This is a genomic window from Mesorhizobium sp. M0088 (assembly GCF_040322895.1).
Classification (GTDB): Bacteria; Pseudomonadota; Alphaproteobacteria; order Rhizobiales; family Rhizobiaceae; genus Mesorhizobium.
In genome coordinates, this window is the sequence record NZ_JAMYUI010000022.1 from 80,661 (window position 1) to 92,213 (window position 11,553).

Below are 11,553 nucleotides of genomic sequence, written 5' to 3' on the forward strand. Positions count from 1 at the left end.
CCGTTGGGCTCGGCATTGGCATAGGTAAATGCGGAGGGTTCGCCGGGTTGTGGAACTCAGCCGTGTACTTCATTGGGCCTGCAGCCCCGGCGGTGGCACAAACAGGCTACCGCGCGCACGTTCCAACGTGCGGCCGATGCGAAGTGCCAAGGCATCGTCAAATTTTCTGACAACAATCTGCAGGCCAGCTGGCAGGCCATTTGATGTAGATCCGACCGGAACCACCAGGCTGGCGAGATCGAGGTAGTTCACCAGTCTTCCAAAATGATTGGGGGGCAGGCTTTCGTCTACCTCGGCAAGTGGTACTGGACTTCGATGCGAGCCAGGCGCGACGAACGCGTCAAATCCTGCTGCCGCTTCCTGAAAGCCGATCTGCGCCAGGCGGCGGGTTTCGAGAAGGCGGTAGTAAGCTGGTCCGCTGATGTCGCGGCCGCGGCTGATTCGTTCTGCAATGACCGGATCCACCGGGTTGTCCGGATCGTCGACATAAGCGCTGAGAAGGGCATAGCTCTCGACGCTCATGATTTCGCCGCCACGGCCGAGATAATCGCTGATGGACAATGGCAGAGCGATTTTGTGGAATTGGGCGCCAAGAGCCGTCAGATCGGCGATGGCGCGATCATACAGCATCCGGATGTCGGGCTCGACGCCTGCCAAATCCTGTTCGGGGAGCATTCCGATCCGCAGGCCCTTCACGCCGTCCTCGATCGTGGCAAGAGAACGCACGGAAGGAACGTGCCACGTGGCGACATCGCGAGGATCTGACCCCGCCATAGCTTCCAACAGAAGCGCGGCGTCTCGGACGGTGCGGGTCATCGGCCCGACGCTGTCATGTGTCGGGCATAGCGGCACGACGCCGCCGCGCCCGACTAGCCCGACGGAAGTCTTGAGGCCGACGATTCCACACCAGGCGGCAGGCGTGCGGATTGAGCCGCCAGTATCGGTACCCAAAGCGGCTGGTGCGAATCCACCAGCGACCGCTACTGCCGAGCCGCTGCTTGACCCCCCGGCAACGACGTGATTGGCCAAGCCCCAGGGATTGCAGGGCGCGCCCTGAACTGGGTTTGTTCCCCATCCGCCATAAGCGAACTCAACCATGTTGGTGCGGCCGATGGCCACCATGCCTGCGGATTCGAGCTTTTCGACGGCATTTGCCGAGCGAGTTGGCAGCCTGTCATTGAGAGCGTTTGAACCGGCGTGCGTGCCATGGCCGGCCTGATCAAAGATGTCCTTTACGGCTAGCGGCACTCCAAGCAGAGGGGACGTGGAAGTTCCTCTTGCTCGTGCTTCGTCCGTAGCCCGGGCGCGTGCCAGCGCGCCGTCCTCATCGACCTGACAAAAGGCGTGCAGCCGGCCATCCAATGCCGCTATGCGCCTGACGAGCTCGGTCACAGCTTCCACGGACGACAGTTCCCGCCGGGCGAAGTGACCCGACAGTTGCTCGATTGACCAGAACGGGTCAAATGTCATTGAACAAATCCTCTGGTGTGCTGCTAGGCAGCCGATCCGCGACTTCCGATCACCGCGTCAACGACCAAGACTGCCGCCACGTTGACGACGACGATGAGCGACGACACGGCAAACACCGCCGGGCTAAACGATGTGTTTGCCTGTTGGAACAGCCAGATGGAGAGCGGGAAGACATCGACGGAGTAGAGAAAATAGCTCAGCGTGAATTCGTTGAAAGACAAGATGAAGACGAGGATGGCGCCGGAGGCGATACCGCCGCTGGCAAGCGGCAAGACGATCTCCCAAACGACCTTAGGCGGGGAAGCACCAAGCGTCCTCGCAGCCTCCTCCAACATAGGATCGATGCCCCGCATCGCGGCCATGCAGTTGCGCATGAGGAACGGCAGCCCGATGATCGAATGAGCGACTACGATCTGAAAGATGCCAAAATCGAGACCGGAGGCACTTACCAGAACCAGCAACGCAATTCCGAGCACCACTGCTGGAAATACCACCGGCAGACCGATCAACTCTTCGATAAGTGTCTTGCCCGCGAAACGATATCGCACCAGCGCATAGGAAGCCGGGACACCAGCAAGCACACACACCAACGAGGTTAGGGCCGCGATTTCCAGGCTGACAAGCAGTGACTCCCGCAATCTCCCGATCCCGGCGTCCGGACCGACCAGCATTGTCCAGACCTCCTGATACCAACGCAGTGAAAGCGCCGGCGGCGGAAACTGCAGCGTCTCGCCGCTGGTAAACGAAATCACCAGGACCATGCAGATTGGTGCAAGCATCAGCGCCAGCAGCATGCACGTGATGCCTTTGACGAGCTGCCACTCGATTCCGAAGCGCCCAGTTGCGGTCGGCATGCTCATCCCTTGATCTCCACGTTGGTGCGCACGATGAGGCGGTTGAGCGACTGCACGGCGAGCGCCAACAGGATCAGCAAGACCGATAGCGCTGCTCCGAGCGGCCAGTTGGAAAGCGAGCCCATCTGATCGCGGACTACGACCGCAATCGTCGTCACCTTAAGCCCGCCAAGCAGCAACGGCACGACAAACGCACCCGTATTGAACCCGAAGACAAGAATGGCGCCCGCGGCCATGCCCGGCCATGCCAGCGGCAGAATTATGTGGCGATAGGTTCTGATCCGGTTTGCTCCAAGAACATTTGCTGCTTCTTCGAGCGATAAAGGAATCGAGCGCAGCGCGGCAGCGGCGGGCAATACGGCAAGCGGGATGCTCGTCTGAACAAGTCCGAGAAGAACACCCGTGCGGTTGAAGAGCAGCGAGAAAGGCCGTTCGATTCCGGTTGCTGCTGAAATTGCTTGGTTGAGGAGCCCATTCGGCCCGAGAATAGCCATCCAGCCGAAGCTTTGCACGAGCAGGCTGATGATCATCGGCAACAGGATTGCAACCAGCACCAGTCGTCGGGCGAATGCTGATGTCGTCCGTGTCAGGAAAAGCGCGATGGGGAAGGCTACGAGCGTCGTTATCAGAGCACTCAGCAGTGCCATCCAGATTGTGTCTACTATGATGCCGATGTTTCTGGCGCTTGCCAATTGTGTGTAGGCCTTGAGGCTCCACCCTGTCCACTCGGCATTCCGTTCTCCGACGCTCATGCGCAGGATGACCAGGGCGCAGACCAACAGGAGACCGATCAGCGTGCCAGCCGGAAGAAGAAGAAGCCTGGTCGGCGGGTTGCGGATCGCCGCGTCTTTTTCCACCGACGGAAGCGGAGCGATGGGGTGCTCGATCGCGGTCATTGGCTAACGATTCTCGCTTTGCCCGGGTCGATCGTAACCCAAGCGGTATCGCCGCCAGATGAGGCAAGTCTGTTTTCGGTCGACTGCGCGATAAGCTTATTGCCGCCGGGCAGCTCAATCTGCCAGCGGTGGAGACCGCTGCGAAACTGCGACGACACCACCTTGACCTCAAAAGCGCCGCCGGGGTCAGTGGAATGAACAATTGTCTGCTCGGGCCGAAAAATGACAAACGCTCCTTCACCTATGTCGGTGCAATTTGCGACACGGATTGCGAGCCCGGCATCGGTCTGCACCAACGACGTCCCGTTCGCATGGTCGAGTACGCGCGCGGTCCGAAGGGTGTTGGTGTCGCCGAGAAAATCGGAAACGAACCTAGAATTCGGTGCCTCGTAGATCTCCTCTGGAGCCCCGGCTTGCAAAATCTTGCCAGCATTCATGATGATGACGCGGTCCGACATCATAGAAGCCGTTTCCTGATCATGCGTGACGTAGACGGCGGCAATGCCGAGGTGCTTTTGGATCGCCCTAAGTTCGACGGCCATATAGTCGCGAAGGCGTCGGTCGAGTGCCGCCATAGGCTCGTCGAAAAGGACCAGCGCTGGTTCAGTCACCAATGTCCGCGCCAAGGCCACCCGCTGAAGCTGTCCTCCGCTCAGCTCGCTTGGTCGTCGTTCCGCAAACTTTGCGGGTGAAAGCTGTACGAGTTCCAACGCTTTGGCGACTTTGGTTTCGATCAGGTTGTTGGCCAGACCCTGCATGCGCAGGCCAAAGGCGACATTTTGTTTGACGCTCATGTGAGGAAAGATAGCCAACGACTGGAAAACCAAACCGACATTGCGCTTGTGCGGCGGCTTTCCCGCAACGTCTTTGCCGAGAATGCGAACCTCTCCGGAAGTCGGCGAATCCAATCCGGCAATGATGCGCATGATCGTCGTCTTACCGCAGCCGGAGGGACCGAGGATTGACATGATCTCCCCCGGTTGCACGTCCAGATCGATGTGGTCGACAGCCCTCACAGCACCGTGAGCGAAGGTGCGTGAAAGGTTGCGGATCTCAAGGACAGGATTCTGTTCCATGTCACCTCAGAAGGTAGCGTTTTTGAAAGATGATGCGGGCCGGTGTTGGGCCGAGTGACCGGCCCAACACCGAACGTGATCTTACATCACTGCGTCGGTGTAGCGCTGGATCCAGTCGTCGCGCACACTTGCGAGATAGGCGGCATCGACCTTGTTGACATGCTGCTGGATGACATCAGGGGAGGGAATGAAGGGGCTCTTTTTTGCACCTTCCGACAGCACGGCATCCTGATTGATCGGGCCGTACCAGACCGCCTCTGCCATCTTACCTTGAACCTCGGCATCAAGTGCGTGGTTGATGAGCGCGGCGATAATCGCCGTATCGCCCGGGTGTCCCTTCGGCACAACCATGTACTGCAAGTCCACGAAAAATCCTTCGGCGAGACTGTAGGTACCGCTCACGTTGAATTCGGGCTTGGAGATGAAGGGGGAGAGTTCAAGGGGTGAATAAACGCCGCCCGCGTTCAGGGCCTGGGAGCGGAACAGGTCACCGATTTGGTTCGCATTCGATGTGATGGTAAGACTCTTGCCTTTGAGCTTCTTCAAAATCTCGAACCCACCATCCGGGTTGTGGATGTCGCCCCCCGCTGCCTTTGCCGCGACGATTATCAGTTCGAGCGCGTAGAGATTGTCCGCAGGCGGCAGAAAGATCTTGCCTTCGTTCGCCGCGTCCCACAGGACGTCATAGGATTTGGGCGCCGACGGATAAGTCTTTGTGTTGTAGACGAGGCCGTCACTCCACAGGAAGTATCCAATCCCATAACCCTTGGCACCCGTCTGGTAGTCAGGCAGCACGCGTGCCAGGTTGGGAACTGCGCTGGTATCCGGCTTCTCAAGCAAGCCGGCATCCGCAAGCGAACTGGCACCGAAGCCGGAAAGGATCACTACATCATATTGCGGCTTAGATGCCGATGCTTTGATCTTCGCAATCATATCCGAGGTTGTTCCGGTGAGATCGGCAATCACCTTGGCACCGGTTTTCGCCTCGAAGGTCTTAAGGATGTTCTTGACAGCTGCCTGACCAGTCGCGTCCGACCAAGTCAGTACGCGGATCTCTTTGCCGGAGAACTGCTGGGCCGACGCCTTGCCGATCCATGGTGCTTGCAGAGCTGTGGCTGCTGCCGCGATCGCCGATCCGGCGAGAAAGGTGCGCCGGCGGAGTGGCCGGTCGAAGATGTTATTGTTTGACATGTCCCAGTCTCCCATTGCTATGGCTCGCCTGCTTTCCTGATCACTTGATCAGGAGTTCGCGCCTGTTCGAGCCTGTGAGGCGCTCAACTCCGTTGCTGGTCACGACCACCGTCTCGCTGATGCCGAACCCACAGGCCAGCGCGAGCATGTGGAAGGCCATGCCCTCCTTCAGTTCCCAATCTTCTTGTTCGTTGAAGTCGAGTGCTTCCCATTCGGCGGTCTTAGGCGGGAAGCCAATGCCGGTCGAGTAGCCGCTACGGTTGTAATATTCCGGCCGGATCTTGCGGATTGGTTGCCGCACCAACGCATCGACTTCGCGGGCCGATGCTCCGGGCTTCATAGCAGCAATGCCGGCATCCTGAGCGGATACAACAACGTCAGCGGCCCGCCTTACCTCATCCGACGCGTGACCGATGGCCACCGTGCGCATCTGTGTTGCATGATAGCGTTCGAGACAACCGTAGAGCTCGAAAAGCACCAATTCACCACGCTGAATGATCTTCGGGCTCCAGTTCGCATGGCAGACGTTATAGCGGTATCCGGACATGATATGATGCGGTAGGCCGGTATACTCGCATCCGGCGTTGACGCCGGCCGCGAAAACCGCTGCAGCAACCTGGGCCTCCGTGGCTCCATCGCAAATCGTCGCAAACGCGACCTGCTGCTCGATTTCGGCAATCTGTGCTGCACGTCGGATGTAGCCCACCTCGGCGGGTGATTTGATCACGCGAACGCGATCGACAAGCAAACTAGCATCCACAATCGTGGCATCGCTAAGTCCATTGGTCAGCGCATCTGCGATTGCAGACGTCAAAAACCAGGACCTTTTCTCCAGTCCGATGCGTTTGCCGGCGGTGCCGAAACCGCGCACCAGGGCGAGCGTTTTTTGGATGAGGTCGTCGCCCTCCTTCCAGGTGGAGGCGTCCGGGAGCCACGAATATTCGTCGACATTGCCCTTTTCCAGAAAGCGCAACAGCAGTTGCGGGTCACCGGCCCGAGCGAGCACGACGGTCTGATAGGCGAAATAACCTGATGTCTGGTGTCCCGTGAGGTAATAGATATTCTCCGGTGCGTGCAGCAAAAGAACATCGATGCCCCGCACCGACATTTCTGACTGCACCTGCGCCACGCGCGTCTTGAATTCTTCGGTTGTAAACGCTTGCCGGCTGCCGGTCATGTGCTCATCCCATGTATGTGCATTTAAAGTGCCGAAATAGAGTGTCGAAAGTGGCGGCCTTCGCGGAACGGGGCGCAATCGGCGGGAGGGTGCCGTCTTGACCTCGCGATCCGTGAAGGCCGCCTGAGCCGCTGCTCGTCGCCGACGAGCAATCGGCCTGATCCCGGTTCCACGACTTGGGATAAACTAGCCGTCCGGGTGTCTCAACTTCATCAATGACGGCCGGATGCTGTCCAGAGACAGCAACGGCTGCCAGGAGCCTTTCCGCCTGACTTAAAGTGCGATCTGCCATTGGTCTCAGCCCGCCAACTTGACATCCGACATAATCCATACTCCCATATTATGGGATTTACAAGCGCTTCTTTTCATATAATGATAAAAATCATTGAAGAGCCTTCAATCCCGTTAATAGGTGGCAACCCCTCCATGACCATTGCCCGACACTTTGCAGATTTCCTTGCCGAAGTACGCGACATCGATGGTCCCGCTGTGGAACAAGCGAAGGCGGCAGTTCTGGATTTGGCGACAGCTGCGCTTGCCGGCGTCAATGAAGATGCAACGGTCGCAGCACGAAATGCGGCCTTCATGATATGGCAGCATGGAAATGCCCCAATTTGGTTCACCAAGCACCGCACCAGTGCGGCCGGCGCGGCCTTTGTTAATTCAACGAGTGCGTCGAGCCTTGATCTCGATGATGGTCATCGAGCGGCGGCTGGACATCCCGGGGCATCGATCATTCCCGCTGTTATGGCTACAGCAGCGGAATGCAAATGTCCGACGCACCGGATATTACCCGCGATCGCGCTCGGCTATGAAATCGCCGTCCGCGTGGCTGCCTCGCGGGATTTCGCGACCCTGACGACACTCGTTTCAGGCCCATGGGTTGGCTACGGGGCTGCCGCGGCGGCAGCGTGGTTGCGCGGTCTTGAGCCCCGCGCAATCGAGCAAGCCATTGCTATAGCGGGCTCGACTGCGCCGAACCTTTCCGCGATCGCATACTCGAAGGTGATGGGCAACCACGTGAAAGAGGGTATCCCATGGGCAACCGCTACAGCCCTCGTTGCCGTCGAACTCGCGGCCCAGGGCTTTACCGGGCCGGACGACCTGCTGGATAACGAAAGGGTCTTCGACCGCGGTCGCCTCCTCGATGGGCTTGGAACCGAGTGGGCAATCAGCGGCATTTATTTCAAGCCTTACGGTTGTTGCCGTTGGGCGCATTCTGCGATTGATGCCGTCTTGGCTCTTAAGGCCGAACATGGGCTGGATGACACCGAAATACAGGTGATAGAAATAGAAACGTTTTCATGGGCACTTCGTCTCAATAACGAAGTCGCGCCACGCACAACGGAGTCAGCACAATATAGCGTGCCATTTTGTGTGGCCACGGCGCTCACAAAAGGAGCGGAAGCGCTCGTGCAGATCACGAACAGGGACTTAGCTGATTCCGGTACGATCGCACTTGCGAGGCGAATTCAGTTGCGGGTTGATCCCGATTTTGACGCGGCATTCCCGCAGTCTGTTCCAGCACGCGTGGTAATAAGGACGAAGAACGAGCGGTTGTCTAAGGAGGTCCTCGCCCCAATGGGTGAGCCCACAAACCCGATGGGCTGGGCTACTTTGGAGAACAAATTTCGAAACGTGGCAGAGCCCAGGCTGGAAGAACAGCATCTGGAAATCTTTCTCGCAGCATTCCGGGATCTTCGACAGGGCGAGCTTGGCAGGCTGATTGAGACTTTGCAGCGACCAATTCCGCGCCTTTCGTCGATAGACGAGCCTGCACTCGAGGCAAAGAGCCGGTAGTCCCGTGTAGTAGCTAGCCTCGTTGAGAGCGGTCGTGATAATGGGGCGACGACTTTGTGGATCGTTTTGATCCGCCGGCTGGTTGATCGAGGTGCACGTGAAGACGACGACTGAAAGCGAGGAGAAGGCGACCGGAACGCAATTGCTCGATCGGTCCATCGCCATCTTGAATCATCTTGGAGAGCTCGGCCGTGGCGGTGCGCGGGTTTCCGAGATCGCCGAAGCCTTCGGCCTAAATATGTCGACGGCACATCGTATCATCACCGGCCTTGAGCGGCATCGCTACATCGAGCGCGACGAGACAACAAAGCGGTACAGGCTAGGGCTGGCCTTGTTTGCCCTCGGAGCCAAAGCCGCGGACACCACGGGTATGCGGCGGGTTTGTCATCCTGCTTTGATGCGTATTGCGGCCGAAACGGGTGATACAGTCTTTCTTATGGCTCGCAACGGCTTCAACACCGTCTGCGTCGACCGACAGGACGGTGGCTACCGGATCGACAGCCTCACGGGACAGGTCGGTGGCCAGATACCCCTTGGGGTTGGACCCGCTAGCCAGGCGATCTTGGCCATGCTGCCCCCAAAACAAGCCGAGGTCATTTTAGAAACCAACGCACCACAATTCGAGCGCTACAATGGATTGACGGCGAACGTGATCAGGCAAGAGCTTCCAGAGATTCGCAGGCGCGGCTTTGCCGTCGATGACGGTCACCTTGTCGAGGGAATTTCAGCGATAGCTGTACCAATCGTACTCGAAAGCGGAGATGTGGCAGGTGCGCTCGCCATTAACATGACGAGCGCAAGGCTGCGGAGGAGCAGGATTACCGACTTCGTTCATGTTCTGCGACGCGAGATCGCTGAAATCGAACTCCTTATCAACCCACATGATATTTCGATTGCCAGCTAACCTAACAATCTTGCACGAGAACCCAGCTATCGAGACTTAAGAGCCTGCTTATTGAAATACGATCGGAGGCAGAGGACTGCGAGCCCCTGCAGTACGAAGCCGGTTAATGTGACCATGCTCGCAACAGCAGCGACGGCCGGTGTCAGCTCAACGTTAAGCGACCGCCATATCAAGCTCGGCAACGTCAGCGTTGAGCCTTGTCCGATAAAGATCGCGACGACCGCCTCGTCGAATGAAGCCATGAAAGACAACGTCGCGCCCATGAGCACGGCGGGGAATATGAAGGGCAAGAGAATCGTCCGCCATGCATAAAGCCGCGTTGCACCGAGTGTTTCCGCCGCTTCGATCAGGCCATCGTCAAAATATTCGAGAGCCGTCGAGACTGTCATATAAGTAAACGGCATGATCAAGATGGCGTGGCCTAGCGCGATTCCCAGCTTGGTGCCGATCAAGCCCAATTTCGCGAAAACGAAAAACAGAGCAATGGCAAATACGATGACTGGGATGATCAGCGGCCCCAACGCAAGAAAGCTGACGATACGCTTGACCTTGCCGGATAGCGGATAGGTCGCAACCGCCAAGCTAACTGCACAGGGCAGCGCCAAAGCAATAGCCATCAGAGCCACTTCCAGGGAATTGATTGCCGCCTCGATCCAGATTGGGTCGCCAAGCGTCTCTCGGTACCAGTAAAGTGACATGCTCTGAGGCGGGAAGGAAAGGAACTTTCCCGAAGACAGGGACATGATGCCAACGATCGGGAGCGGCAAGATGAGGAAAAGTAGGACGACGCACATCCAGACAACCGAGAACACCCCGCCTTTGCCACTTTTTTCGGGAGCATCCATCATACCGCTCTCCTGTAGCCGATCGCGTCCAAGATGTTCGACATCTTGCTAGAGCCTGTTGCCTCAGCAGCGATGATGGTCCGCTCCGCTTTGGCCGGTTCCAGCCCATACCGAACCAAGGTCCTGAATTTCTGCCCGATTTCGTCGGAGGTCATCGGGTTGCTCGCGTCGCCTTTGGGAAAATCGACACGGCCTTCAAACGATCCAAGCTGGCTTACGAGACGGACTCTCGACCCGGTCTGTGCGGGGAAACTTGCGTCCATATCAGGGTCGGCCCTAACCGTCACCTTTCTGGCCAAATCGATCCGAGTAGTATCGGTGAGGTCGCCCATGTCTGGGGTTAGCAAGGCTTGTGAACCCTCAATCGCCGCAACAGCCAGACAGTAAGGTACGCTGAACTGCGCTTCGAAATGAGAAGCCGGAGACGTCTTGTTGTTAAGCCGAGCGGCGGGGCCGATGGTGTCAACAACAACCGCCTCAATGGCATCGGCACCGACGCCATGGTTCTGCATGAGCATCAAAAGCGCGTCGATCGAAGAATGTATCCACCGGCAGCAACAATATGGTTTCGTATAGGTCGCATCGATCTTAAACGTGCTCCCGAGGCTCTCGGTAATTAGAGCGCCGTCGAACAATGATGCAATGTCAAATATGTCAAGAGACGCAGTTACGCCTTGTTGCGCCAAACCCACGGCGAAATACCCACCTAGTATGCTCCAAGGGATGCCTTCCTTTATTTGGCCAAGCTTTTTGCTGGTCCCACTGGGGATCTGGCATGCACGATGCGTCGCTGCGATCGCTAAGGCTTGTGCAAGAGGGCCGCGCTCAAGACGCCTTAAATGTCCTACACTTGCGGCTACCGCGATGGACGACCAGCGGCCTGTTGCGTAATCGCGCCGTTTGATCCGATCGGTTTGCGCTGCCGCGATACGGATACCCATCTCATATCCAACTGCGATTGCACCGAGCAGGTCGCTCTCGCTCGCACCAATCACTTCTCCCTCGGCGAGAACCGCGGGGATCACGGCAGCACCTGGGTGGCCGATCGCTTCCCGATGACCATCATCGACGTCCAAGGCACTGGCAGCGGCGCTATTGCAAAACGCGGCTGCACACGATGACAATCGATCTGGGGAAAACCAGACCCCTGCCCCTCCGCTCTGAAAAACGTTGGCCGCGAGTGTCCGCGCAGCCTTCGCAGGATCGGTTGCAAACCCGGCCGCCGCCGCCGCGACCAGGTCGGTGACGAGTTCCGCAATTTTGGTTCGTGTACAATTGGAAGCGTCGGAAATGGAGAAGCGATTGACGTAGTCCGCGACGTTTTCAACAACAAAGGTCAT

Annotated in this window: 10 protein-coding genes; 2 read left to right on the forward strand and 8 right to left on the reverse strand. The window is 57.9% G+C overall.

Annotation, left to right across the window (positions count from 1 at the left end; genetic code table 11):
- Window positions 1-69 precede the first annotated feature (69 nt).
- The 6 genes from NKJ67_RS24775 to NKJ67_RS24800 form a co-directional block, all read right to left on the reverse strand.
- Window positions 70-1,470 carry an amidase gene (locus tag NKJ67_RS24775; protein WP_352583669.1) on the reverse strand — a complete coding sequence of 467 codons (1,401 nt, stop codon included), beginning with the start codon at window positions 1,468-1,470 and terminating at the stop codon, window positions 70-72.
- Between the two features lie 23 nt (window positions 1,471-1,493).
- Window positions 1,494-2,330: an ABC transporter permease gene (locus tag NKJ67_RS24780; protein WP_352583671.1), complete on the reverse strand. Its 837-nt coding sequence runs from the start codon at window positions 2,328-2,330 to the stop codon at window positions 1,494-1,496.
- Window positions 2,327-3,220 carry an ABC transporter permease gene (locus tag NKJ67_RS24785; protein WP_352583673.1) on the reverse strand — a complete coding sequence of 298 codons (894 nt, stop codon included), beginning with the start codon at window positions 3,218-3,220 and terminating at the stop codon, window positions 2,327-2,329. Before NKJ67_RS24785 ends, NKJ67_RS24780 begins: the two co-directional genes overlap by 4 nt.
- Window positions 3,217-4,296, reverse strand: coding sequence for an ABC transporter ATP-binding protein (locus NKJ67_RS24790; RefSeq protein WP_352583675.1), 1,080 nt, complete (start codon window positions 4,294-4,296; stop codon window positions 3,217-3,219). The genes NKJ67_RS24785 and NKJ67_RS24790 overlap by 4 nt, the downstream gene beginning before the upstream one ends.
- Before the next feature lie 81 nt (window positions 4,297-4,377).
- The gene (locus NKJ67_RS24795) at window positions 4,378-5,487 is read right to left on the reverse strand and encodes an extracellular solute-binding protein (RefSeq protein ID WP_352583677.1); all 1,110 of its coding nucleotides are present in this window, start codon (window positions 5,485-5,487) and stop codon (window positions 4,378-4,380) included.
- A 40-nt stretch (window positions 5,488-5,527) separates the two neighbouring features.
- Window positions 5,528-6,664, reverse strand: coding sequence for a M24 family metallopeptidase (locus tag NKJ67_RS24800; protein WP_352583679.1), 1,137 nt, complete (start codon window positions 6,662-6,664; stop codon window positions 5,528-5,530).
- A gap of 426 nt (window positions 6,665-7,090) precedes the next feature.
- Between NKJ67_RS24800 and NKJ67_RS24805 the strand changes: the two genes are divergently transcribed.
- The gene (locus tag NKJ67_RS24805; RefSeq protein WP_352583681.1) at window positions 7,091-8,464 is read left to right on the forward strand and encodes an MmgE/PrpD family protein; all 1,374 of its coding nucleotides are present in this window, start codon (window positions 7,091-7,093) and stop codon (window positions 8,462-8,464) included.
- Between the two features lie 97 nt (window positions 8,465-8,561).
- A complete protein-coding gene (locus tag NKJ67_RS24810; protein ID WP_352583683.1) occupies window positions 8,562-9,368 on the forward strand; it encodes an IclR family transcriptional regulator in 807 nt (268 codons plus the stop codon).
- Window positions 9,369-9,394: 26 nt separating this feature from the next.
- On the opposite strand, the gene NKJ67_RS24815 is transcribed toward NKJ67_RS24810, so the two are convergent.
- Both NKJ67_RS24815 and NKJ67_RS24820 read right to left on the reverse strand, forming a co-directional pair.
- Complete coding sequence (locus NKJ67_RS24815) at window positions 9,395-10,216, reverse strand: ABC transporter permease (protein ID WP_352583685.1); 822 nt, start codon at window positions 10,214-10,216, stop codon at window positions 9,395-9,397.
- A complete protein-coding gene (locus tag NKJ67_RS24820) occupies window positions 10,213-11,553 on the reverse strand; it encodes an MmgE/PrpD family protein (RefSeq protein ID WP_352583687.1) in 1,341 nt (446 codons plus the stop codon). Before NKJ67_RS24820 ends, NKJ67_RS24815 begins: the two co-directional genes overlap by 4 nt.